Consider the following 22,560-nt stretch of genomic DNA (forward strand, 5'->3'; position numbering starts at 1 on the left):
TGATAACAAAAAAGCCCCGCAACAAGTTGCAAGGCTTTGGTTTTGGCGGAGAGCGAGGGATTCGAACCCCCGGACCCACATAAGCAGGTCAACAGATTTCGAGTCTGCCCCGTTCGACCACTCCGGCAGCTCTCCTTTGCGGCTGCAAATATAAAAAGTTTTTGCTTTTTTAATCATGTTGTACAATAGAAAAACTTTGAAGCCCCAAACTTTGTTATTATTTAAACCTGATTAAAATAACAATCATTATGGAACATTTAGACTACTATGAGTATTTTGGAACGCTTGAAAAACTGGAAGAATTTACCACTTTAACACAAAACATTATTCCTGGTTCACTGGTTTTTGAATCTCCGTCTCCTTTCTGGGGTTATTACAATGAATATCCCAGCGAATACCAGCCCATGTATATCTACCTCATTATCAATCGTACTTATGCCGTTTTTGATGTAACCCGCGCCTTTTACAAGGTATGCGATGAATTGGGCTACCAGCTCGATGCAGCCAAAGCCTTTGTTAAGTTCAACGATCGCTTTTATAATGCCCTGCGTATAAGGCATGTCGATGATTACAGTCAACTGAGAGCTATTCAGGAAGCCTTTGCACGTCATGGAATTGCTCCCTTAATGATCAACGATAAGCAGTCGAAAGTGAGTGTACAGGTTAGTTTGAAAAAGGTGTTTTGTTTGCATCCGCTTGGTGATGGACTTTATATCGATGCCAAAGAAAAAAATCATGCCTACATCGAAATTCCAGAGCGATTATCTTTCGACGATTTTGCCAACCTGACGCAGAAAGTGCGGAATAATTGGCTCGAAACCCGCTTCGATGCAGCTTTGGGATATTTTATGAAACACGACCGGGTGGTGGAGATTGTAAGGATTTATTCTGAAAAAATTGAACCACACGTTTTGAAGGGCATTCAAAAACTGTATCACGAAAAACTGATCAGGCCATAAGCATACACTTGTTTTAAAATAATGCAGCAGTTAGGAAAGTATTTTCTTTTCAAACTGCTGCTTTTTTTGTGACAAAAAATCAGTTAATCAGCGATGGTGAAATTTTACATGATTTCCCTGACTTCTTTTTGTAAAAAATTAAGCGCCAAAGTTAAAGGGTCGTCACTGGCCGAAGCATACGATTCGAGCAGGTCGGTGGCATATTCCATGTAAGGTGAATCGGGAGGATATTCGTCGGCTGTTGAGCTGATTAACTGCATGATGCTTTGTCGTGCTGCTCCAATCATCGACCAGCACTCAGCCGAAATGTAGATCTGTTGTGAGAGATTGTGTTCGTATTCTTCGCGAATATTTTCAAGCAGGGCCTGTTGTAGATCGCGGGTACTCATTCCACTTTTCGCTTTTCGCATGATCATCGACTCGGGTTTTATCCGCTCCATGAACAAGCTCAGCCGTTCGTAAGCCTGAAGTCGTATCGGAAGTGTTTCTTCGGAAAACTTAAGCAGTCGTTCCTGTTTTCGTTGTTTTTCAAACTGATCGAAGAAGGATTTGAGCATGTAATAAACAAAAAGAAAGACAATGATTAAGGGAAACAGCAGGGCGATCGATTGTTCTATAATTTTCGGCCAGTTCATATTATGGAGTGTTTTGGTTACAAATGTTAAAAAATCGATGAAAAATACTAGCAAAGTGTTACGCGGGAAACGGATTATTCTTTAATATTTAATATCTTGCACGCGTTCTGCAATATTAAACATTTTTTAGCTTTACTATAAACGATTAACGTACAAAAACCGAATTTGAAATGAATCCGCAAGCAGAAGAATTGAACAAAATTATCCAGGAAAAAAATCCGGTAGTATACGAACTCCTATCTGAAAGAGGTAAAAACATATTTTTCCCTAAAAAGGGAATTTTAGGTCAAACTGCCGATGCAAAAGGAACAAGAATCAATGCAACCATAGGAGCTGCCATCGAAGATGACAACAGCCCGATGCGCTTGCCAGCCATCGCCGACAAAATAGGTATTGATCCATCGCTGGCATTTCCTTATGCACCGAGCTATGGAAGGCCCGATATTCGTGCTAAGTGGAGAAGCATGATGTATGAAAAGAATCCCTCGATGAAGGACAAAGTAATTAGTCTGCCCGTGGTGACCAACGCGCTGACGCATGGTGTAAGCATGGCCGGCTACCTCTTCCTCGACGAAGGCGAAGAAGTAATTGTTCCCAGTCTTTTCTGGGGAAATTATAATCTCATCCTGAACCATGCTTATGGAGCCCGGTTAGGAACTTTTTCCATTTTTAATGAAGGAGCTTTCGATCTGGATGCTTTTAAAGCCAAATTGAACGAAGGAAGCATCGGTAAGAAAGTGGTGATTCTCAATTTCCCCAATAACCCTTCGGGCTATTCACCAACTTTTGAAGAGTACACCGGTATTATCGACATTATCAGAGAAGCCGCTGAAAAGGGAAATAAAATTGTGGCCATTACCGACGATGCCTATTTTGGTCTGGTGTACGAAGAAGGAATTGCCGGTGAAAGCATTTTTGCAGCCCTGAGCGACGTGCACGAAAATGTGCTGGCTGTAAAAGTGGACGGACCTACCAAAGAAGATTATGTGTGGGGTTTCAGGGTTGGCTTTGTAACCTTTGGTATCAAAAACGGCGATGCCGTACTTTATACTGCCCTCGAAGCCAAAACAGCGGGTGCTGTTCGCGGTAACATCTCCAATGCATCCAACTTATCACAATCGCTGTTACTTCAGGCCTTTGAAGATGAGGGGTATGCACAGCAGAAAAAGGACAAGCATCAAATTATGCAAACCCGTTACAATGCGGTTAAGGAGGCTTTGAAAGAAGACAAATACAAGGAATATTTTTCAGCCCTGCCATACAACTCGGGTTATTTTATGTGTGTGCAGCTGGCGGACGGAATTGATGGTGAGGCGGTTCGTCAGGTCTTGATCGAAAAGTTCAGCATCGGAATCATTAATCTGAACAATGTAATTCGGATTGCCTATTCGGCAGTTGCTGCATCGGATGTTAACGAACTCTTTGAAGGCATTTATGAGGCCTGTAAAATTGTAAAAGCGTAGTCTTTTTAGAATTCAGAATATTGAAGGCTGTCCGTTCAGGGCGGCCTTTTTAATGCATAAAAAACCCGCTTGCAATTCGAAAATCGCAAGCGGGTAAAAAAAATAAAAAAAAAGGCTACTTGTTGTAGCCAAGTATTTTGAACATTTCTTCAGCCGATTGTTCATTACGGTAAACATAGTCGAAGAAATTGCCTTTTTCATCCCTGTCGATGATGACATGCTTGGGCGACGGAATCAGACAATGCTTAATTCCACCGTAGCCGCTGATTGCATCCTGATAAGCTCCCGTGTGGAAGAAACCCAGGTAAAGCGGATCTTTTTCTTCGTCGGAGTACGAAGGAAGCAATACTTCCTGGTTAAAGTCCTCAGAGTTGTAATAGTCGGAATGATCGCAACTGATCCCTCCAATGTTTACCCGCTTGTATTCGTTGTCCCACTTGTTAATGGGCAACAGAATAAATTTCTCGTGAATCGACCAGGCATCGGGGATGGTGTTCATCAAACTGTTGTCGATAATGTACCAGCTCTCGGTGTCGTTTTGCTGCTTTTGTTCGAGCACCTTAAAAACGATGGCTCCACTTTCGCCCACCGTGTACTTACCAAATTCGGTGTAAATGTTGGGCTCCGGAATGTCTTCCTTGTCGCACGATTCCTTGATGTTTTTTACGATCTCGTCGATCATGTACTCATAGCTGTATTCGAAGCCAAGGTGGTTGCGAATGGGAAATCCGCCTCCCAGGTTGAAGTCAACCAATGTTTCGCATTGCTTCTTCAGTTCGATGTACAGGTTTAATGCGCGCTGGAATTCACCCCAGTAATAGAGGCTGTCCTTAATGCCTGAATCAACAAAAAAGTGCAGCATGCGCAATTCGACCTTCTTGTTGTCTTTGATGTTTTCATTGAAGAAATCGAGCATTTCGGTATGCCTGATTCCCAGTCGCGAAGTATAGTAGGCCGATTGTGGCTCTTCGTTAATGGCCATTCGCAGGCCAATTTTTATGGTTTGCCCGTTGGCCAGTTTTTCGATGCGTCGCAGCTCGTTGGTGCTGTCGAGTATGGTGATGGTGTGCTTAAAACCAATTTCCTGTAGATGAATGATCTTCCTGAGATAGTCATCGGTTTTATAGCCATTGTGAACAATGATTCTGTTTTTGTCAATCTTCTTTTCCTTGTAAAGACGCAGAATCAGGTCAATATCGAAGGAAGAAGAGGTTTCAAGATTTACATTGTTGTTTAATGCTTCGCTGATTACATGATAAAAGTGATTACACTTGGTGCAATAGCAATAATGGTACTTTCCCTGATAACCATATTTTTTCATTGAGCGTTTAAACAGGTTGCGCGCCTTTTTAATTTGATCACCTATCCTGGGCAGATAGATAAAACGAAAAGGTGTTCCGTATTTGTCGATCAGGTATTTGAGTGAGATCCCCTGGAAGGATAGGTAACCATCCCTTAAGTCAAAGCCTTCCTGAGGAAAATAATAGCTCTGTTCAATCAAATCAAAGTACGTATTCTTCATCTAAATCAGTGTTCTGTATATGTTTTTGTTTACCAATTATGTTTTTGCAAATAAACCATTTTTTTTAACAAAATAGAAAATGATTGGCACAATTCACAGCTTGCGTCCCTATTCGTTGTCCTAAATCGATGGCTTAAAGTATGTTTTCTGTATTATGGTGTTGGTTGATAGCTTGTTGTTGATTATATTTTAAGCGCTTTCAAAAGCTTCGGGTGGCAGTATTTGCCTGCCCTGGTAGCGAAGAAAAAGCTGTGCCAGGGCAAATACATCCTTTTCGCAATAACGGATGATGCGGTCGAGGTCGTTTTCCTTGTAAAATACATCGGCAACCTGACTTCCATCAATGTCATCCTTCGGTGTTGGAATTTCGAAGATGGCACAAAGTAAATCAAGCGAAGTGAAATGTTTGTAATCGCCAAATTTCCAAAGCTGAAGGGTATCTAATAGTATATCTTTTACTTCCCAGGGTTTGGCTCCGGCAATGTCAAGGATTTTTGGAATAGCAACTCCGTTAATGAGGCAACGGCGGGCAATGTATGGGTAATCAAATTCCTGCCCATTGTGGGCACAAAGTTTAACTCCGCCATGTTTCGAAAAATTATCGAGCATGTTGACGAAATCGTATAGCAATTTTTTTTCGTCGCTGCCTGCATACGATTTCACCCTGAAACGCGGTTCACCCTGCTTTTGATAAAGGGTTCCCACTGAGATACAGATAATTTTGCCAAACTCAGCATAAATTCCGGCTCTTTGATAAACATCCGATGCGTCCTGGCTTTCATCTCTGAAATGCAATGACTTTTTATCCCACAGCTTTTGCAGCTTTTCAGGTTGATCATCAAACGAAGGGAAAAGAGGTACTGTTTCTATATCGAGAAAAAGGATGCTTTCGATGTTAATGTGATTGAGCATGATGTTGGGTCGCTTTGTTTTCTGTCGAACCAAAGTTATAATTCGTTGAGTTGTTTTTCAATGAATTGCGTTAAAATATTAATAGCTACCTTGTTTTTTCCTCCCTGGGGTACAATAATATCGGCATAACGCTTACTGGGTTCAATGAACTGCAGGTGCATGGGGCGTACTGTTTCTTCATAACGGGTAAGGGTTTGATCAACTCCGCGCCCACGCTCAATAATGTCGCGTTTGATGACCCTCGAAAGGCGCAAGTCGGCTTCACAGTCAACAAACACTTTGATGTCCATCAGGGCCCGCAAATTGGCGGGGGAGAGGCAGAGTATTCCTTCAATAATTACCACATGACTGGGATGAACGGTAATGGTTTCTTCCGAGCGGGTGCATGTAAGATAGGAATATATCGGTTGCTGAACGGTCAGGCCCTTTTTGAGTTGTTTGATATGTTCGATCAGCAATTCAAATTCAATGGAATCGGGATGGTCAAAATTTATTTTCTGCCGTTCTTCAAGCGGCATGTTTTCATTGTCACGGTAGTAGGCATCCTGTGGAATGATGACTACATTTTTTTGATCTATTTTTCGGGTAATTTCCTTTACAACGGTTGTTTTACCCGATCCTGTTCCTCCTGCGATACCAATTACAATCATTATTTAAGCTTTTGTTCAAAAATAAAATATAATTCAATTGAGCCATTCATAATTCGTAATTTTTGTTCTGCTTCGCTTTTTTCAATTCTCAATGCCAAAGGTATTTCTTTGCTTTGATTGAATTCACTTCATCCTTATTCGTCATTATAATGTACAAGTTTAAATTGTTTAAGCCGACACATCTTTGTACTGTTAAATTTCTTTAAAAGTTGAATTTTCATTTTACAAAGAAAAGACTGATTTTATAAATTCGGCACTCGAAAATTTTAAGCTATTTGAAAATGGATATCAGAATAGAAAACTTGACCAAAAGTTATGGTTTACAAAAAGCTGTTGATTCATTATCATTTGAAGTAAAAACCGGTGAAATTCTTGGTTTTCTTGGACCCAACGGGGCCGGAAAAACCACGACCATGAAAATAATCACCTGTTATCTTACCCAGGACAGCGGCGATGTAAAAGTGGGAGGAAAGTCGGTTAGTGAATCACCCGAAGCAGTAAAAAACCACATTGGCTATTTACCCGAAAGCAACCCTTTGTATTATGAAATGCCGGTAATTGATTACCTGCGCTTTGTAGCCCGCTTGCAGGGAGTTCCCCGATCGATGGAAAAGCAGCGGATCATCGAAATGATCAATACCTGCGGACTGAAAGGCGAACAACACAAAAAAATCAGGGAATTATCGAAAGGGTATAAGCAAAGGGTTGGACTGGCTCAGGCCCTAATTCACGATCCCGAAGTGCTGATTCTGGATGAACCCACAACAGGACTCGATCCGAACCAGATTATTGAAATCAGGGAGCTGATTAAAAAAATCGGGAAGGAGAAAACAGTGATTCTCAGCTCACACATCCTGGCCGAGGTAGAAGCAACCTGCGACCGGATCATCATTATCAACAAGGGTAAAATCGTAGCCGACGGTACTTCGGAGCAACTTCGAAAACAGGCTCAGGGCGACGAATTGCTGAGGATTCGTATTGAAGGAGGCAGTCGCGACGAAACTTTTACTGCCCTTCAGGAGCTGCCTTCGGTGGCCATGCTCGATTTTGCCGCAGAGCATGGAAACCTGTTTGAGCTGCAAAGTAAACCCGGCAACCAGAGTGCCAAAGCGGTTTTTGACCTGTGTGCCGCACGCGGATGGTACATCGCTGAATTGACCCCGGTTGAAACCAAGCTGGAAGATGTATTCCGTGAAGTAACTGCAAATTAATGTAAAACTTAAAGATAGCTTTCATATGAATTCAATCTGGACTGTTACCAAAAGAGAATTGGCATCGTTCTTCGATTCGTTGCTGGCCTACATTATGATTGTTGCCTTTTTGGGCTTCAGCGGATTCTTTACCTGGATCAAGGGAGCCGATGTTTTCTATGTGAATCAGGCCAGTTTGCAAGCTTTTTTTGGCATTGCTTACTGGACCCTCTTTTTTTTCATCCCGGCACTTACCATGCGCATGATTGCCGAAGAGCGAAAAACCGGAACCATTGAAATGTTACTGACCAAGCCCATATCGGAATGGAACATTGTGAGCGGAAAGTTTCTGGCCACCTTGCTGCTGATTGTTGTGGCCCTCATCCTTACCCTCCCTTATTATTTCACAGTTGCAAGTTTGGGCGACATCGACCATGGAGCCGTTTGGCTGGGCTACCTTGGCCTGATACTGATGAGCGGAGCATACATCAGTATTGGCTTATTTACCAGCAGTGTCACCAACAATCAAATCGTTGCCTTTTTGCTCGCCCTTTTAATCGGCATCCTTTTCCATGTAATTTTTGATGTGCTGGCCGGAAGCCTGCCTGCTTTTTCAGGAGGCATTTTCCACTATCTGAGCATGAATACCCATTTTGAATCGATCAGCAGGGGAGTGCTCGACTCGAAAGATCTGGTGTATTTCTTTTCCATCATTTTCCTGGGACTGATGGGAGCCGAATCGGTATTGGTTAATCGTAAATAAGTTAAAGTTAAGCGACTATGAATAAAAGTAAACTTTTAATATATGTACTACTCACCACCGGAATCGTGGTGTTGGTCAATATACTTTCAGCGCGCTATTTCATTCGGGCCGACTTTACTTCGGATAAGCGCTATACCCTGAGTAAGGCCAGCCGTGAAATCGTTCGCGAACTGGACGATCCGGTAACGGTAACTGCTTATTTTACAAAAGATTTACCGCCCGCCATCGTGCAGGTGAAAAATGAGTTCAAAGACCTGCTTGTCGAATATGCGAACTTATCGAAAGGAAATGTGGTGTACGAATTTGTAAGCCCCAACGACGATCAGGAACTGGAGCAGGAACTGGCACAGAAAGGAATCGCCCCGCGCATTCTGAATGTAAGGGAAAAGGACCAGGCGGTACAAAAAACGGTCTACCTCTCGGCGGTGGTACAATATGGTGAAAAGGAGGAAGTGTTACCGCTGATTTTGCCGGGAACCGCCATGGAATATGACTTGTCGACTGCCATCAAAAAACTGGTGCTTGAAGACAAACCACTTATTGGCTTTATTCAGGGACATGGAGAGCCGGAACTCAATGAGATGGTTCAGGCACTTCAGTCCTTGCAGGTTTTAAACAATGTTGAAGCAGTTGAGCTGGCCGATACGGTTGAGCTGGCCCAATACAAAACCCTTGCTTTGATGGCTCCGTCGGACTCAATTTCGGAGGAAGAACTGAGAATGATTGATGCATATCTCGACAAGGGGGGAAACCTGTTTGTAGCCATGAACAGGGTCGATGGTGATTTATCCACTTCGATGGGAAGTGAGGTCAATACAGGGCTTGAAAGCTGGCTGGCCCAAAAAGGCATAGTGGTCGAGAATCAGTTTCTGATCGATAATTCGAGCAGCAATGTTACGGTGGTTCAACAGCAGGGACCATTCAAATTTCAAACACAGGTAAAATTTCCCTATTTGCCTATCCTTACGCACTTTGCCGATCATCCGGTGAGCAAAGGGCTTGAGACCGTCATCTTGCGCTTTGCCAGTCCTGTAAATTTTACCGGCGATTCGGCCATTATGGCCACTCCGCTGGCTTTTACCTCAAGTGTATCGGGGAAAGTCAGGCCACCCCTGTATTTCGATATTCAAAAACAATGGAGCCGTAACGACTTTTCTGAGTCTGAAATCCCAGTGGCCTATGCCTTTGAGGGTACTTTTTCGGAATATGCAAAGAACAGAATGGTAGTTATTGGTGATGGAGATTTTGCTATCAACGGTAGTGGACAACAGGCCCAACAGGTCAATCCCGACAATGTGAATCTGATGGTGAATGCCATTGACTGGCTCTCGGACGATACGGGGCTGATTGAATTGCGCACCAAAGGGGTTACGAGTCGTCCGCTCGATCAGATTGAAGACGGAAGGAAAACCTTCCTGAAATACCTTAATTTTCTCTTGCCTGTGCTTTTGATAATTCTTTACGGAATTCTAAGAGGCCAGCGAAACCGTAGTTTACGGATTAAACGGATGCAGGATAATTATGTGAACTAAAACATTGGAAAACGATGCGAAAGAAAATAAAAAATACAAGGCTGTTCGTTGTTTTTATGGTCTTACTCGTTTTGGTTGTTGTTCTTTTCAGCCGAAAAGAGGGATATCGTGAACGTTCGTTCGACCGGCAACTGATACAGGTCGAGACAGAAAATATCAGCAAAATAAGGCTTTATCCCAAAGTAATGAACGGTGAAAGCTTTGATATAGAAAATGAGAATGCTGGATGGAAACTGGTGAAGAACAAGCAAAGCTTCAAGGCAAATAACAGTCAGATTGAAGGCATGCTCAGTACCTTGAAGAACCTCGAAGCCAAAAGCATTGTGGCCAATAGCAAAGAACGATGGGAGCATTATGAAGTGAGTGATTCTCTGGCCAGCAGGGTTCAGCTTTTTGACGATAACAAAGTGGTAGCCGATTTGTACATTGGCAAGTTTCAGTTTGTCCAGCCCCGAGGCATGTTTTCCTATGTGAGGCCCGAAGGTAGCAAAGAAACCTACAAAGTGGAAGGTTTTTTAGGGAGTACCTTTAATAGAAAGCTGAATGATCTTCGAGACAAAACACTGATTGACGACCGTATTGCCAACTGGAAGCAATTGAGTTTTGATTATCCGGGTGATTCGTCGTTTGTATTGTCAAAAAGCAATGATATTTGGATGCTTGGTAATGTTCCGGCCGATTCGGCAGCAGTGGCCGCTTATATCAACAAATTAAAGGTGCAGAATGCTAACAGCATTTATGATGAAGCAGTGGAAGTGGCGGCTAATACCTATCGTCTTACCATTGAGAGAGAGAATTTGGAAGCTATTCAGTTGACAGTTAAAAGTGTGAATGGTGAAAAAGTGCTTTCAAGTTCAGAAAATGCAGGAGTTTGGTTCAATGATGATACTAAAATCGGAACTATTTTCGTTTCACAATCAACGTTTCGATCTAAATAGAGCGAACGCAATCAATCAATTCAGTAAAATGGGCCTCCGGGATGGAGGCCTTTTTTATGATGGGGCTACATATACCCAGGCCTTATGAATCATTTCTTGTCCTATTAATCAATTTTCAAGGATTGTTTGCAGTTGAGTCCAGATTAAGTTTAGTTCCCTGCTGATTGGTGCTTTGGGAGCAAATTCGATGATCGTCTGACGCTGCATCATGGCCTTGACCACTTCGCCTGCAAAAGGTAGTTTGCCCAGGTAGTTGATTCCTTCTTTTTGAAGAAAGTGTTCTATTTCGGAACTAATACTTTCGTTGATGTCGTATTTGTTGATAATGGCCGACAAGGGAATGTTAAAACCTTTCACCAGTTCAATTACCCTTTTGGCATCGTGAACACCCGAAAGCGATGGTTCAATTACCAGCAGCACATGGTCGCTCCCGGTAACCGACGAAATAGCCGTACAGCCGGTACCCGGAGGGCCATCGTTGATCAGGAGTTGAAAGCCCTCCTTTTGGGCCTGTTCTTTTGCTTTTTCACGCAACAAGGCGACCAGTTTTCCCGAGTTTTCCTCGCCCGGGGCCATCGTGGCATGAAACAAGGGGCCAAAACGCGTTGATGAAAGGTACCAGTTGTTTTTGGTACTCTGTTCGGTGGTGGCAGCACCTGTCGGACATACCTTTTCACAAAGGCGGCAACCTTCGCAGTGATAGGGATTTGCTTGATACTGATCACCATTGAATGCAATGGCATCGAAACGGCAATGTTCAGCGCAAATGCCACAACCATTACATAACTCAGGGTTGATTGAGGCGACCCATGCACCCTTAAATTGGTTTTTGTGTTGGATCACCGGATTGAAAATAAGATGCAAATCAGGCGCATCTACATCGTTGTCGCAATACACCACCTTGCCAGCAAGTGATGCCAGGGCTGCAGTGACTGAAGTTTTTCCTGTTCCTCCTTTACCGCTCAATATGGTAAGTTCTTTCATCGCTCCGCTTTTACTGGTGAAGTGTATTGCTGTTTTGTTGCTGGTAAACGTCAACTATTTTTTGGGTCAGCATGCTAAAAGTATTTTTTATTGAATCACTGCTCCCCGAGGTAAGCTGTCCTTTTGAGTATGCGTTGGCATAAGCACGGTCGAATGGGATCTTAGCCAGTAAATCAAGCTGGTTTTCGTTGATGAAATCAAGCGTTTCGTCCGAACCGTAACCGTACTTGTTGACGACAATGCCAAAAGGAAGATGAAGGTCGTTCAGCAAGCTTACCATCAGCTTCATGTCGTGAAGTCCAAAGGGCGTAGGTTCTGCAACCAGAACAACGTAGTCGGCATCGGCAACCGTTTCAACAACAGGACAACTGGTTCCGGGAGGGGCATCCATGATGGTAATGGCTTTTCCCTTTGGAGCCTGTTGCTTTGTTGCTTTGATCATAAAGGTTTGCATCGATGAGCCAATGTTGAGCCTGCCTTCGCTTAATCCGGCACCAAAAGGAGTTGAATAGTAATTGACGATACCAACCTCCTTGGGATGCTCGCTAATGGCATCGTATTGACAAGCAAGCAAGCATGCACCACACGAATGACACAGATCGGAGCTGATGCTTGCGTGATGAAGCGATTTTATCAGTGAAATAGCATTGAAGCTGCAGTATTCGACACAGCTTCCGCAGAAGGTACATTTCTCCTGATTAATGTGCGGAATCAACTGTTCCACCTTTTGAGTAGCGTTAAGCTGGGCATCCCTGAAGAACAGCACATCATTTGGGACCTCAACATCGCAGTCGACCAGCGTCACCTCCTGTTCCATCAATCTGCTTAAATAGTAATAGAGATTGATGGCGATGGTCGTTTTTCCTGTACCTCCTTTACCACTTGCTATTGCCAGTTTAAAGCTCATTGTTAATGATCGCAATAATTGGCAGTGAACGAAATGGTTTGATTAAAAAAACTTTCAACCAGCCTTCGTGCTTCAAGTTGGGGAGCGCCTACAAATACATTCACTCCATTTTGCTGAAAAAGGCTAATGGCCTTGTTGCCCATTCCGCCGGCAATGATGTCGGTCACTCCTTTTTCAGATAACCAGCGTGGCAGTAATCCTGGTTCATGAGGTGGCGCATCAAGCATGGTGGTTTCGACGATGGTTTTGTTTTCGGTGGTAAAGATCATAAAGTGCTGGCAGTGTCCAAAGTGGGCGTCCAGAACACCGTTACTTACCGGGATGGCAATTTTTTGTTTCATTGTAGTTGTTTTTTGAATTTGTTACATTGAATAATTTTAATTGTTTCGAAGCTTTTCAATCAAGGCCTCAATGCTTGGAGTCGCTTCACTTTCAATTAGCTGGATGTCGAATTGTTCAAGAATGGCCTTTGCTTTGGGGCCAAAATGACCCGAAATAACTTGTTGTACACCGAGTTCAACCACAAAAGTGGCGGTTTGATTGCCGGCACCACCCTGACTGTCGGCATAGTGGTTTTCGATGAATTCAGTGCTTTGCTTTTCGTGGTCGTATATGCAAAACCATTTTGCTCTGCCAAAGCGCTTATCCATAGGGAGATTGAGCTGATTTCCCGTTGAGCTGATTAATGTTTTCATTCTTGTATCCTTTTGTACTTGTTTAATTAATAATTGCTTCAATATGCTCACTTTTACATAGGGGGCAATTGTGATTTAGCTGTTTACCCGAAAGAGTGAAACGCGCATGACAGGAATTGCAGCTATACCAGCTTTTGTCAGTGAAACTATTCCCTGTTACACTCACTATTTCGCGTGTTTCGACCAGTGCCATGGCTATTTTGCGACGGGCTGCTTCGTATATTCTTGCAAAAGTAGGTCTTGAAATTCCCATTAATAAAGCAGCTTCCTGGTGATTCATCAGTTTGTAGTCGGCCAGTTTTATGGCTTCGTATTCCTCAAAGAGCAGTTCTACCGCAAGCTCGTTGTGTTTTCGACATCCGTAGGGACGGAAGCCCTTAAAACGGGGCGGAGCTGCAATTTTTCTCGGATTTTGATTTCGTGGCATTTTTTCTGCAAATATAATGAGAATATTCTCACTTGATTTAATGCTGCCTGAATATTTTTAAATGAGACTTGTTGTTAAGGCTGGTATTTTTCACAATTGAGTTGATATTGTTCACGAATTTACCACTATAATATGCTAATAATGAGTATATGTTATTGTCTTGTTTGCTGCTCACTCCGAATTTTTATATTTTATTCAATAAAAAAAGAGTGATATTTTTTGTTAGTGAACATATGTTCTATAAATTTGTAACTAATTGATCAAAGATGCCGCGACCACGACAAGTAAGCAAGGTGCAGATTCCACCTCGCGTAAGAGGTTTTATTCCGATAGGTTATTATAAAGATCAGTCGGATCCTGTTCAGTTAAATATTGAAGAATATGAGGTGATCAGGTTACTCGATTATGAAGGGCTTTCGCAGCTCGATGCATCGGTGTTGATGCAGGTTTCGAGACCAACTTTAACCCGTATTTATGAAAGAGCACGAAAGAAAATTGCAACAGCAATTACCGAGGCCCGTCAAATAACCCTTGAAGGAGGAAGTGCTGTTTTTAATGGCAACTGGTACGAATGTGAACGATGCAATTGCAAGTTCAATCAGGTAAAGGAAGAAGTTGTTTCTGCCTGTCCTTTATGCAACTCGCAAAGCATTCAGCACATTGTAGAATAAAAGTAGGGTGTACTCACCCATCAATTATTTGTAAACGTAAAATCAGTTGTTATGAAATTAGCCATTCCTGTAACGGGTACTCAGCTTGAAAATGGGCTTTCGTTGAAGTTTGCCCGTAGTAAATATTTCGCACTTATTGAAAAAGAAACGCATCAAATTGAATGGGTCGAAAACCCCTATTTTGATGAAGATAAAAAGGTTGGTGAGCATGTGTTCAGTTGGTTAACATCAGGCCTTGGGGTTGATACCCTGCTGGCTTTTGAGCTGGGACTGAAAGTACAGCAACTGGCATCAGCATCCAATTTACAGTTGATCATTATCAGTGAAAAGAAGCGAACCCTGAAACAACTACTCAGGTTAATGCAGCTTGAGTAAAAAACAAGTCTGTTTTGGGGTGTTGAATGTAGCAATTCCATAAAACCGAAAAAGCATGGACAAACCAAACAGAATTGTAGTCATTGGCGGTTCGGCAGCCGGCCCCAAGGCGGCATCCAAAGCCCGTCGTTTAGATGAATTTGCCGAAATAACCATTATTCAGAAAGATCCCGATCTTTCGATGGCATCGTGTGGTTACCCTTATTATGTGGGCGGTTTTTTCGATAATCGAAATCAGTTGTTAAGTACTCCCACCGGAGTCGTTCGCGACCAGAAGTTCTATCTCAAAGCCAAGGGTATAAAAGCCATGGTTAGCACGGAAGCTACGCGGATCAATAAAGCAAGTAAAGTGGTTGAAACCACCAATCTGCTTACCGGTGAGAAGCATCAGCTTCCTTACGATAAGCTGATTATTGCCACCGGTGCAAGTCCTAATATTCCACCAATCGAAGGGGTAAACTTAGAAGGTATTACCACCCTTCAGTCGATGCGTGATGCTGATTATCTGCGAAAAATACGCGATGAAAAAGAAATCCAAAAGGCCGTGGTGATTGGTGGCGGATTAATTGGTATCGAAACAGCCGAAGCGCTCAACCTTGCGGGTATTGAAATTACCATTGTTGAACTACTACCACAGCTGTTGACCTTCCTCGATTTTAATATGGCCAAACTGGTCGAAAACTATGTTCGCTCGAAAACCAACGTGATTACAGGAAACGGCGTTGCAAAATTTATTGGTGAAAACGGAAAGCTGAAGGCTGTTAAGCTGCAGAACGGAACTGAAATTCCATGTGAACTTGCAGTCATCGCAATTGGCGTAAAACCCAATGTAAAACTGGCAGCTGATGCCGGCATTGTAGTTGGCGAAACCGGTGGTATCAGGGTAAATGAATACATGCAGACTTCAGAAAAGGACATTTATGCAGTGGGCGACTGTATTGAAATTCCAAACCTGGTTACAGGGCAAAAAGTGTTGGCACCCTATGGTGACCTGGCTAACCTCGAAGGCCGTGTAGCAGGCGAAAATGCAGTTTTAGGAAATGTAGTGACCTTTAAAGGAACCATCCAGACTGGCATATGCAAGGTTTTTGATTACAATGTTGGCGCCACGGGCTTATCGGAAGACAGGGCTGAGAAACTCGGAATCAGGGTCGACAGTGTGATCAATGCAAGTCCTGATAAGCCAGGTTTTATGGAAGGAAAATTAATGGTAAGCAAACTGATTGTTAACGCCGACACTTGTCAGATTCTTGGTGCCCAGTGTATAGGGCCCGGAGATGTGAGCAAACAAATCGCCATTTGGGCCATGGCCATTCAGGCTAAAATGTGTATCGACGACATGATCAATGCCGATTTCCCGTATGCCCCGCCATTTTCACTGGCCATCGATCACAGCATTGCCACAGCCCATATCATGCAAAACAAACGAAAAGGTCGCTTTACTGGTATCAAGGCCAAAGAGCTGAAGGAAAAGATTGATCGCAAAGATAATTTTTTCCTGCTCGATTGTCGTGGTTACGATGAATTTGAGCTAATGCGCCTGGGTAAAGGTGAAACACTCATCCCGCTGGGGCAGCTTCGTGAACGCATGAACGAACTGCCACAAGACAAAAGTACCGAGATCATCGCTTTTTGCAAGATATCACTACGTGGATACGAAGCTGCTGTCGTGTTGCAAGCTTATGGTTATACCAATGTAAAAGTGCTTGAAGGTGGTTTGGCTGCCTGGCATTATAAAAGGGAAAAATAAAACAAATAAAGAGATTTCCTGTTCTTTTTTTAGCAAATAAAGCAGTTGATAATTAACAGCTAACAGCAATGTTAAAACATCGGTATACCGCGAAGGTAAATTATAGTGAAACCGATCAAATGGGCTTTGTGCATCATTCAAATTATGCCCGTTACTATGAGAATGCCCGTTGGGAAATGTTTCGGTCGATGGGAATTGATTATGCACAAATTGAAGAAGATGGCGTATTAATGCCTGTTGTGAAAATGGAAGCCCATTTTATTCAATCCTTGCATTACGACGAAGAATATGTGGTAGAAACACAGATCAAGCAACTTCCCCGTTCGGTACTTGAATTGGTTTACATTATCACTGCAGGTGAGCGGGGAATTGTACACAGGGCAAAAGTGACACTGGCTTTTATTAGTAAAACAACGAAAAAAGCCTGTCGACCGCCTGACCTTATCATACAAAAACTTAGTACTAACCTTTAAAATAACTCATCATGGAAGAAATGAATGAACAAAAAGTAGTTGCGATGCCTCGTATCGGCGAAGCTGCACCTGAATTTAAAGCTGTTACCACGCAGGGAGATATTCATTTTCCCAACGATTACAAAGGGCACTGGGTCATTCTGTTTAGCCATCCGGCCGACTTTACCCCGGTATGTACCTCCGAATTTATGACCTTTGCTACCATGGAGCAACAGTTTGCCGAAGCCAACTGTAAACTGGTGGGCTTATCGGTCGATGGTTTGTATAGTCACATTGCCTGGTTGCGTACCATTAAGGACAAAATCGAATACAAAGGAATGAAAGATGTTGAGGTGAAATTCCCGCTCATCGAAGACATTACCATGGAGGTTGCCACCAAATATGGAATGATTCAACCGGGTGAAAGCAATACCAAGGCAGTGAGAGCCGTATTCTTTATCGATCCCAAAGGAATTATCAGGGCGATTATCTATTATCCACTTAGTTTGGGCCGTAATTTCGACGAACTCTATCGTGCCCTGATTGCCATGAAGGCAGCCGATGAATTCAATGTAGCAACTCCTGCCGACTGGCGTCCGGGTGACGATGTAATTATTTCACCTGCCGGATCGTGCAATGCCGCTCAAAGCAGAATGGACGGCAAAGAAGAAGGATTGGAATGCAAAGACTGGTTCTTCTGCACTAAAAAGCTCGATAAGGAGAAAGTGTTAAAAGCTGTATTGAAGAAAAAATAGTTTCTTTTGTTTATAGATGTTACGGAGCCGCTCTTCTTTTATCCAGGAAGGGCGGTTCTTTTTGTGTTAGGCAGAATTTGGTTTTTATTTTACAAAATAGTCATAACTTTAAAGCCATATCTGAAACTATGAAACGCTTCATTCTTCAAATTACGGTGATACTGATGCTGGTTGCAGCATTGCCCATTACTTTTTTCTATATTAAGCAACTCTCTAACCTAAGTGAGAATGAAGAAATAGTGCAACGGATATTCGATCAGCAACTTGAAACGATACTTTTTACCATCAACCAAAACTCCGAAAATATTTTTGTTTCATGGCTCAATCAGGTCGATTTACCGCTTGACTACAAAAGTGAAATGATGCAACAGGTGGTTGCCCGTTTAATGCAAAACAACCTGGCCATCCAACAAATTTCGTTCTATGATAACGATGGTGAATCAGTACTCGAAGTTTACAGTCGTGAGCAGCAAATTGAACTTCCCAACCCGGGTTGGCAATTGTCAAATCAACTTCAGGAGTATATAAAACAGGATTATCAGCGAATTGAAAGTGTTGAACATGGTGAATTCATCACACTGTTTTTTATGATGAAATCGCTGACAAAGCCACTGCTGGGAGCAATCACCATTCAAACCAATACCTTTATTGACCGGCACCTGAGTCCTGAAATACAACAAATTTCGCAGGGGCGATTCAACATTGGAATCGCCAAAGGCCTTAGTGAGCAAAACAGCTTGAAAGCTGATTCATCGAAGTTAGAAAACGAAAATGTGCATGTAAGCCCCATGTGGTATTTACCCGGTTACCAAATCAGCATCAGTTTACAGAATGCTACCATCGACGACCTGGTAAGTTCGCGATCGAAACGCGACAATTACATTTTTGCTGCCATGGTAGCAGCCATATTATTTGCCATTACATTTGTAATTATGGCAATCAGAAGGGAAGTGAAGCTCGCTGAGCTGAAATCGGAGTTTGTCAGCAATGTATCGCATGAAATACGAACACCACTGGCACTCATCAGTATGTATGCCGAAACACTTCTACTCAATCGGGTGCGTAACGAGGACAAAAAAATTGAATATCTTAAGGTCATTCATCAGGAAACCGGCCGTTTAACGGCACTTGTCAATCGTATTTTGAATTTCTCCAAAATGCAAAACAACAAAAGGCTGTATCAAATGGATGAAGTGGAGATCAATCAGCTGATACGGGAAGTGTCGGAAAACTTTCAGGCCCATTTTCATGCTTCTCAGGTTTGTTGTGAACTGGAACTTGCCAGCAATGAGTTAAGTATTTCAGCCGACAGGGAAGCTGTTTCCGAATCGCTTATTAACTTAATCGACAATGCAATAAAATACAGCAAAGAGGATGAGCGGAAAATTATTGTCAGAACAAAAACAGATAAGGAATTCCTGAAAATTGAAGTGGAAGATAATGGCGTTGGAATAGCTCCATCGCACCAGAAGCAAATTTTTGATAAGTTTTACCGGGTAACCCAGGGTAATCTGGCACATAAAGCAAAAGGTTCAGGACTGGGACTCAATATTGTAAAACAGATTATGGAACATCATCAGGGAAAAATTACAGTGAAAAGCACAGTAGGACAGGGAAGTTGTTTTACTTTATGGTTCCCTCTAAAATAGACTAACATGACCCGAATTTTAATTGTAGAAGATGAGCCTGCCATGCTTGCCGGTTTGTGCGACAATCTCGAATTTGAAGGCTATCAGGTTGCAAGCGCCGAACGTGGCGATAAGGCCCTGGGCATGATTACATCAGAATCGTATGATCTCATACTACTCGATGTGATGTTACCACAGCTTTCGGGCTTTGATATTCTTAAGCAAATGCGCGCCAAAGCAATAGCGACACCCGTTATATTGCTTACTGCCAAAGGGGAAGAACTCGATAAGGTAAGAGGACTTGAACTGGGGGCTGACGATTACATCACCAAACCCTTCAGTCTGAGAGAACTTCTGGCCCGTATTAAAGCCATTCTGCGTCGTACATCAAGCGGAAAGGGGAATACGCACGAGGCCGTTGAGATCGGTCGCCTGTCGGTCGACTTTGCAGCCATGGAAGCCAGTGAGGCGGGCCAGCCGGTAAAGCTGTCGCACAAGGAGTTTGAAATCCTTCTCTTTCTTTATCAACATGCCAACCAGATTGTTACCCGCGAAAAGCTGCTCGATAGTATATGGGGCTACGATTATCAGCCTACCAGTCGTACAATCGATAATTTTATTTTGCGACTAAGGCAAAAAGTCGATACCGCTCAATCGAATCATATCGTAACGGTTCATGGTTTTGGCTATAAACTAGTTTTGTAAATGATGAAAGCTTTTTTACTTGTGACATTTTGTGACAACTTATGATACCATGTTACCGAAAACAAATTTTTGTGTGATAAGCAGGTAATAGTTTTGTATCGTATAAGTTGAACAATTAAAGTATTAAAGCCATGAAAACATTGAACACAATTTTATTAACAGCACTTTTCACCATCGCAAGCATGGTGGCTATGTCGAAAAACAATGAAGAACAAGTAAGTGAAGCAAAGAATGTAAAAGATCTGTCGTCAACCATTCAGCAGATGATCTGGGACGATTTTCACAGTGGTAACAATTTCTTTTATAAAAATGGAATCAATCGATTGAAAGAAAATGTTGAAATTAAATTTTTGGTAAGCGAAAACGGTGAACTGATTATTACTCACGTTAAATGTGATAACTGCGATGCCGGAACGTATGTTAAAAAAGTACTGAATCATGCTCAAATCAAAGCTCATGCTGATTTGAAGAATAAAAATTACAAATTACGTCTTAATCTCGACTATCGGACTTAGACTGATGAAAAGCAATTCCGGGTAGTTTGATCTCACTACCCGGTTTTTAAAAGTTCATTCAAGAATAAGAAAATAACAAAAGCATGAAAGCTCGTTTTACAATATTGATTTTGATTATGCTGGCAGCAACAACGGCCCGCCCGGCCGACTGGACGCGCATTGCCGACCTGAAAGGACTCTGGTCATTTAGTGTTGGCGATGACATGCAATGGGCCGATCCAGCTTACGATCACAGCAGTTGGGATCGTTTGTATGTACCGGCCTATTGGGAGGATTACTACGAAGGTTACAACGGCTACGGGTGGTACAGGCGTTCGTTCGACGTCCGTTCTTTGCCGGCCAATGGTCCTCTGGTAGTGATGCTGGGACAGATCGATGATGTGGACGAGGTTTATATCAACGGGGTTAAGGTTGGGCAAACGGGAGAATTTTTTCCTGCTTACACAACAGCTTACGATTTGAATCGGGTTTATTATTTACCCGAAGGCCTTTTAAAAGCCGAAAACAACCTCATCGCCGTAAGGGTTTTTGATGAAGGTGGTCCGGGTGGACTTATCAGGGGAAATAATATTGGAATTTTTTACGATAATGATTTTTCACTTTTGGAGTACGATTTGAGTGGTGAATGGAAGTTTACTACCTTACGTGAAAGAGGAATATTGAATGCCGGTTACGACGACAGTCACTGGGATCAAATTGCAGTGCCTGCCAACTGGGACAATCAGGGCTATGCCAATCACGATGGTTACGGCTGGTACCGGCATCGCTTTCAGTTGCCGGCTTCTTTAATCAACGAGGAATTGTACCTTGTATTGGGAAAAGTTGACGATTTTGACAAGGTGTATCTGAATGGTGATTTGATAGGACGTACAGAATATCTCGACGAATACAGCCGCTATTCAAAAGGTGCCGCCTGGCGCTTGTACCGGGTTTATCGCATCCCGCGCAATCAGTTAAAACGAGAGAATGTACTGGTGGTTGAGGTACGTGATGAACAATTGGGCGGAGGCATCTATGAGGGACCGGTTGGATTAATAAATACCCGTAATGCAAATATTATTCTTGAGCGCAATGTTGGTGATTTTTGGGATGATCCGGTTCGTGCCATTTTGCGCTATTTTGAATTCTAAAGAGAGGAAATGAAAATGCGTTTAAGCCATATCATAATGATTTTGTTTGTCATTTGCACCCAACCGACGCTGGCTGCTGAACATGAAATCAGCTTAAGGGGAAGCTGGAAGTTCTCAATTGGAGACAATGAAGCATGGGCCTTGCCGGGCTTCGATGATGCTTCATGGGATCTGATTGCAGTTCCTTCGCGATGGGAGGAACAAGGCTATCAAGGCTACAACGGTTTTGCCTGGTACCGCAAAACACTGATAATACCAGCATCTTTTTCAGGTCGTGAATTGTTCCTCGAGCTTGGTTTTATCGACGATGTCGATGAAGTATATTTCAATGGAATTAAGATAGGACAAACAGGTGCCTTTCCACCTCAATACGCCACGGCCTACAATGCCTTCAGAAAATATCAGATTCCTGTAACCCTGGTAAATCATGGAAAGACAAATGTAATTGCAGTACGTACCTACGATGCTCAGCTCGAAGGAGGAATTGTAAGTGGAACAATCAGGTTGCTGGCCGGTGAAGTAGCCGTAATTCCTGATATCGATCTGAGTGGAAACTGGAATTTCAACTTAGGCAGGGAAGTGCTTGCAAAAACCACAAGCATTGTGGTACCGGGTGCCTGGGAAGATCAGGGTTTCTATAACTATGACGGTTATGCCGTGTATTCACGAACAGTCAATGTTCCGGCGCACTTAGCTTCTCAAAAGCTGATCTTTTTGGCAGGCCGCATCGACGATGATGATCAGTTTTTTGTAAATGGAAAGTTGGTTGGTCAAACGGGTAATTTTGGTAGTGCTTTAAATTCCGACATGCACCGCGAATTCAGGAATTATTTCATACCCGACGACTTAATTCAACCCGGGAAAAACGTGCTGGTAATTAAAGTTCACGACCGTGGTCATGAAGGTGGAATTCTGGAAGGAAATATCGGTTTAATTACTCAGGAAAATTTTATCACTTATTGGAAAAAAAGGCGGCAATAGCAGTTGGAATGCCATTGCCCG

25 protein-coding genes and 1 tRNA gene are annotated in these 22,560 nt (G+C 42.7%); 16 read left to right on the plus strand and 10 right to left on the minus strand.

All coding sequences use genetic code 11. The features are described from left to right. Positions 1-43 precede the first annotated feature (43 nt). Positions 44-135 (minus strand) — tRNA-Ser (locus FHS86_RS06200). A 113-nt stretch (positions 136-248) separates the two neighbouring features. Between FHS86_RS06200 and FHS86_RS06205 the strand changes: the two genes are divergently transcribed. Continuing rightward, positions 249-959 (plus strand): hypothetical protein, encoded by a 711-nt coding sequence (locus FHS86_RS06205; protein WP_429412110.1) that lies wholly within the window; start codon positions 249-251, stop codon positions 957-959. A gap of 104 nt (positions 960-1,063) precedes the next feature. Here FHS86_RS06205 and FHS86_RS06210 read toward each other — a convergent pair whose 3' ends face one another. Beyond that, positions 1,064-1,594, minus strand: coding sequence for a DUF7935 family protein (locus FHS86_RS06210; protein WP_429412111.1), 531 nt, complete (start codon positions 1,592-1,594; stop codon positions 1,064-1,066). 170 nt (positions 1,595-1,764) lie between these two features. Here FHS86_RS06210 and FHS86_RS06215 point away from each other — a divergent pair, with 170 nt between their 5' ends. After that, positions 1,765-3,057: an aminotransferase class I/II-fold pyridoxal phosphate-dependent enzyme gene (locus FHS86_RS06215; RefSeq protein WP_429412112.1), complete on the plus strand. Its 1,293-nt coding sequence runs from the start codon at positions 1,765-1,767 to the stop codon at positions 3,055-3,057. Between the two features lie 115 nt (positions 3,058-3,172). Here FHS86_RS06215 and FHS86_RS06220 read toward each other — a convergent pair whose 3' ends face one another. From FHS86_RS06220 to udk, 3 genes are all read right to left on the minus strand, one after another. Beyond that, entirely contained in the window at positions 3,173-4,579 is a 1,407-nt protein-coding gene (locus FHS86_RS06220; protein WP_429412113.1) for a type III PLP-dependent enzyme domain-containing protein, read from the minus strand. A gap of 189 nt (positions 4,580-4,768) precedes the next feature. Continuing rightward, positions 4,769-5,491 carry a 3'-5' exonuclease gene (locus tag FHS86_RS06225; RefSeq protein ID WP_429412114.1) on the minus strand — a complete coding sequence of 241 codons (723 nt, stop codon included), beginning with the start codon at positions 5,489-5,491 and terminating at the stop codon, positions 4,769-4,771. A 35-nt stretch (positions 5,492-5,526) separates the two neighbouring features. Beyond that, the gene (udk, locus tag FHS86_RS06230; protein ID WP_429412115.1) at positions 5,527-6,141 is read right to left on the minus strand and encodes a uridine kinase; all 615 of its coding nucleotides are present in this window, start codon (positions 6,139-6,141) and stop codon (positions 5,527-5,529) included. A 281-nt stretch (positions 6,142-6,422) separates the two neighbouring features. Between udk and FHS86_RS06235 the strand changes: the two genes are divergently transcribed. Genes FHS86_RS06235 through FHS86_RS06250 form a run of 4 tightly spaced genes read left to right on the plus strand, consistent with a single transcriptional unit; the run spans position 6,423 to position 10,564 of the window. Further along, the gene (locus FHS86_RS06235) at positions 6,423-7,352 is read left to right on the plus strand and encodes an ATP-binding cassette domain-containing protein (protein ID WP_429412116.1); all 930 of its coding nucleotides are present in this window, start codon (positions 6,423-6,425) and stop codon (positions 7,350-7,352) included. A 25-nt stretch (positions 7,353-7,377) separates the two neighbouring features. Beyond that, positions 7,378-8,094 (plus strand): ABC transporter permease, encoded by a 717-nt coding sequence (locus tag FHS86_RS06240; RefSeq protein ID WP_429412117.1) that lies wholly within the window; start codon positions 7,378-7,380, stop codon positions 8,092-8,094. Between the two features lie 17 nt (positions 8,095-8,111). After that, positions 8,112-9,626, plus strand: coding sequence for a GldG family protein (locus tag FHS86_RS06245; protein ID WP_429412118.1), 1,515 nt, complete (start codon positions 8,112-8,114; stop codon positions 9,624-9,626). Positions 9,627-9,640: 14 nt separating this feature from the next. Further along, positions 9,641-10,564 (plus strand): DUF4340 domain-containing protein, encoded by a 924-nt coding sequence (locus FHS86_RS06250; protein WP_429412119.1) that lies wholly within the window; start codon positions 9,641-9,643, stop codon positions 10,562-10,564. A 108-nt stretch (positions 10,565-10,672) separates the two neighbouring features. Here FHS86_RS06250 and FHS86_RS06255 read toward each other — a convergent pair whose 3' ends face one another. From FHS86_RS06255 to FHS86_RS06275, 5 genes are read right to left on the minus strand one after another with little or no spacing between them, the layout of a single operon-like run. After that, positions 10,673-11,548, minus strand: a complete 876-nt coding sequence (locus FHS86_RS06255; RefSeq protein ID WP_429412120.1) for an ATP-binding protein — start codon at positions 11,546-11,548, stop codon at positions 10,673-10,675. 10 nt (positions 11,549-11,558) lie between these two features. Further along, the gene (locus FHS86_RS06260; protein WP_429412121.1) at positions 11,559-12,455 is read right to left on the minus strand and encodes a nucleotide-binding protein; all 897 of its coding nucleotides are present in this window, start codon (positions 12,453-12,455) and stop codon (positions 11,559-11,561) included. A 2-nt stretch (positions 12,456-12,457) separates the two neighbouring features. Further along, the gene (locus FHS86_RS06265) at positions 12,458-12,796 is read right to left on the minus strand and encodes a NifB/NifX family molybdenum-iron cluster-binding protein (protein ID WP_429412122.1); all 339 of its coding nucleotides are present in this window, start codon (positions 12,794-12,796) and stop codon (positions 12,458-12,460) included. 36 nt (positions 12,797-12,832) lie between these two features. After that, positions 12,833-13,150: a NifB/NifX family molybdenum-iron cluster-binding protein gene (locus FHS86_RS06270; RefSeq protein ID WP_429412123.1), complete on the minus strand. Its 318-nt coding sequence runs from the start codon at positions 13,148-13,150 to the stop codon at positions 12,833-12,835. Positions 13,151-13,172: 22 nt separating this feature from the next. Next, a complete protein-coding gene (locus FHS86_RS06275; protein WP_429412124.1) occupies positions 13,173-13,577 on the minus strand; it encodes a DUF134 domain-containing protein in 405 nt (134 codons plus the stop codon). A gap of 266 nt (positions 13,578-13,843) precedes the next feature. On the opposite strand from FHS86_RS06275, the gene FHS86_RS06280 reads away from it, so the two are divergent. From FHS86_RS06280 to FHS86_RS06325, 10 genes are all read left to right on the plus strand, one after another. After that, on the plus strand, positions 13,844-14,248 hold the full coding sequence (locus FHS86_RS06280) for a DUF134 domain-containing protein (RefSeq protein ID WP_429412125.1): 405 nt from the start codon (positions 13,844-13,846) through the stop codon (positions 14,246-14,248). A gap of 51 nt (positions 14,249-14,299) precedes the next feature. Continuing rightward, positions 14,300-14,623, plus strand: a complete 324-nt coding sequence (locus FHS86_RS06285; RefSeq protein WP_429412126.1) for a NifB/NifX family molybdenum-iron cluster-binding protein — start codon at positions 14,300-14,302, stop codon at positions 14,621-14,623. Between the two features lie 55 nt (positions 14,624-14,678). Further along, entirely contained in the window at positions 14,679-16,373 is a 1,695-nt protein-coding gene (locus FHS86_RS06290) for an FAD-dependent oxidoreductase (protein WP_429412127.1), read from the plus strand. Between the two features lie 68 nt (positions 16,374-16,441). After that, positions 16,442-16,846 carry an acyl-CoA thioesterase gene (locus FHS86_RS06295; protein WP_429412128.1) on the plus strand — a complete coding sequence of 135 codons (405 nt, stop codon included), beginning with the start codon at positions 16,442-16,444 and terminating at the stop codon, positions 16,844-16,846. Between the two features lie 11 nt (positions 16,847-16,857). Next, a complete protein-coding gene (locus FHS86_RS06300; protein ID WP_429412129.1) occupies positions 16,858-17,580 on the plus strand; it encodes a peroxiredoxin in 723 nt (240 codons plus the stop codon). Positions 17,581-17,708: 128 nt separating this feature from the next. Further along, complete coding sequence (locus tag FHS86_RS06305; protein ID WP_429412130.1) at positions 17,709-19,229, plus strand: sensor histidine kinase; 1,521 nt, start codon at positions 17,709-17,711, stop codon at positions 19,227-19,229. Positions 19,230-19,235: 6 nt separating this feature from the next. Continuing rightward, positions 19,236-19,913, plus strand: coding sequence for a response regulator transcription factor (locus FHS86_RS06310; protein ID WP_429412131.1), 678 nt, complete (start codon positions 19,236-19,238; stop codon positions 19,911-19,913). Positions 19,914-20,044: 131 nt separating this feature from the next. Then, positions 20,045-20,428, plus strand: coding sequence for a hypothetical protein (locus FHS86_RS06315; protein WP_429412132.1), 384 nt, complete (start codon positions 20,045-20,047; stop codon positions 20,426-20,428). An 83-nt stretch (positions 20,429-20,511) separates the two neighbouring features. After that, positions 20,512-21,558, plus strand: coding sequence for a beta galactosidase jelly roll domain-containing protein (locus FHS86_RS06320; protein ID WP_429412133.1), 1,047 nt, complete (start codon positions 20,512-20,514; stop codon positions 21,556-21,558). Positions 21,559-21,594: 36 nt separating this feature from the next. Next, on the plus strand, positions 21,595-22,539 hold the full coding sequence (locus FHS86_RS06325; RefSeq protein ID WP_429412134.1) for a glycoside hydrolase: 945 nt from the start codon (positions 21,595-21,597) through the stop codon (positions 22,537-22,539). The last annotated feature ends 21 nt before the right edge of the window (positions 22,540-22,560 follow it).

The organism is Roseimarinus sediminis (assembly GCF_050433125.1).
Taxonomy (GTDB): domain Bacteria; phylum Bacteroidota; class Bacteroidia; order Bacteroidales; family Prolixibacteraceae; genus Roseimarinus; species Roseimarinus sediminis.

What these genes read in the sequence shown, in the direction of transcription:
- FHS86_RS06205 (WP_429412110.1), top strand. Translation starts at nt 249, where the DNA reads ATGGAACATTTAGACTACTATGAGTATTTTGGAACGCTTGAAAAACTG.
- FHS86_RS06210 (WP_429412111.1), bottom strand. Translation starts at nt 1,594, where the DNA reads ATGAACTGGCCGAAAATTATAGAACAATCGATCGCCCTGCTGTTTCCC.
- FHS86_RS06215 (WP_429412112.1), top strand. Translation starts at nt 1,765, where the DNA reads ATGAATCCGCAAGCAGAAGAATTGAACAAAATTATCCAGGAAAAAAAT.
- FHS86_RS06220 (WP_429412113.1), bottom strand. Translation starts at nt 4,579, where the DNA reads ATGAAGAATACGTACTTTGATTTGATTGAACAGAGCTATTATTTTCCT.
- FHS86_RS06225 (WP_429412114.1), bottom strand. Translation starts at nt 5,491, where the DNA reads ATGCTCAATCACATTAACATCGAAAGCATCCTTTTTCTCGATATAGAA.
- udk (WP_429412115.1), bottom strand. Translation starts at nt 6,141, where the DNA reads ATGATTGTAATTGGTATCGCAGGAGGAACAGGATCGGGTAAAACAACC.
- FHS86_RS06235 (WP_429412116.1), top strand. Translation starts at nt 6,423, where the DNA reads ATGGATATCAGAATAGAAAACTTGACCAAAAGTTATGGTTTACAAAAA.
- FHS86_RS06240 (WP_429412117.1), top strand. Translation starts at nt 7,378, where the DNA reads ATGAATTCAATCTGGACTGTTACCAAAAGAGAATTGGCATCGTTCTTC.
- FHS86_RS06245 (WP_429412118.1), top strand. Translation starts at nt 8,112, where the DNA reads ATGAATAAAAGTAAACTTTTAATATATGTACTACTCACCACCGGAATC.
- FHS86_RS06250 (WP_429412119.1), top strand. Translation starts at nt 9,641, where the DNA reads ATGCGAAAGAAAATAAAAAATACAAGGCTGTTCGTTGTTTTTATGGTC.
- FHS86_RS06255 (WP_429412120.1), bottom strand. Translation starts at nt 11,548, where the DNA reads ATGAAAGAACTTACCATATTGAGCGGTAAAGGAGGAACAGGAAAAACT.
- FHS86_RS06260 (WP_429412121.1), bottom strand. Translation starts at nt 12,455, where the DNA reads ATGAGCTTTAAACTGGCAATAGCAAGTGGTAAAGGAGGTACAGGAAAA.
- FHS86_RS06265 (WP_429412122.1), bottom strand. Translation starts at nt 12,796, where the DNA reads ATGAAACAAAAAATTGCCATCCCGGTAAGTAACGGTGTTCTGGACGCC.
- FHS86_RS06270 (WP_429412123.1), bottom strand. Translation starts at nt 13,150, where the DNA reads ATGAAAACATTAATCAGCTCAACGGGAAATCAGCTCAATCTCCCTATG.
- FHS86_RS06275 (WP_429412124.1), bottom strand. Translation starts at nt 13,577, where the DNA reads ATGCCACGAAATCAAAATCCGAGAAAAATTGCAGCTCCGCCCCGTTTT.
- FHS86_RS06280 (WP_429412125.1), top strand. Translation starts at nt 13,844, where the DNA reads ATGCCGCGACCACGACAAGTAAGCAAGGTGCAGATTCCACCTCGCGTA.
- FHS86_RS06285 (WP_429412126.1), top strand. Translation starts at nt 14,300, where the DNA reads ATGAAATTAGCCATTCCTGTAACGGGTACTCAGCTTGAAAATGGGCTT.
- FHS86_RS06290 (WP_429412127.1), top strand. Translation starts at nt 14,679, where the DNA reads ATGGACAAACCAAACAGAATTGTAGTCATTGGCGGTTCGGCAGCCGGC.
- FHS86_RS06295 (WP_429412128.1), top strand. Translation starts at nt 16,442, where the DNA reads ATGTTAAAACATCGGTATACCGCGAAGGTAAATTATAGTGAAACCGAT.
- FHS86_RS06300 (WP_429412129.1), top strand. Translation starts at nt 16,858, where the DNA reads ATGGAAGAAATGAATGAACAAAAAGTAGTTGCGATGCCTCGTATCGGC.
- FHS86_RS06305 (WP_429412130.1), top strand. Translation starts at nt 17,709, where the DNA reads ATGAAACGCTTCATTCTTCAAATTACGGTGATACTGATGCTGGTTGCA.
- FHS86_RS06310 (WP_429412131.1), top strand. Translation starts at nt 19,236, where the DNA reads ATGACCCGAATTTTAATTGTAGAAGATGAGCCTGCCATGCTTGCCGGT.
- FHS86_RS06315 (WP_429412132.1), top strand. Translation starts at nt 20,045, where the DNA reads ATGAAAACATTGAACACAATTTTATTAACAGCACTTTTCACCATCGCA.
- FHS86_RS06320 (WP_429412133.1), top strand. Translation starts at nt 20,512, where the DNA reads ATGAAAGCTCGTTTTACAATATTGATTTTGATTATGCTGGCAGCAACA.
- FHS86_RS06325 (WP_429412134.1), top strand. Translation starts at nt 21,595, where the DNA reads ATGATTTTGTTTGTCATTTGCACCCAACCGACGCTGGCTGCTGAACAT.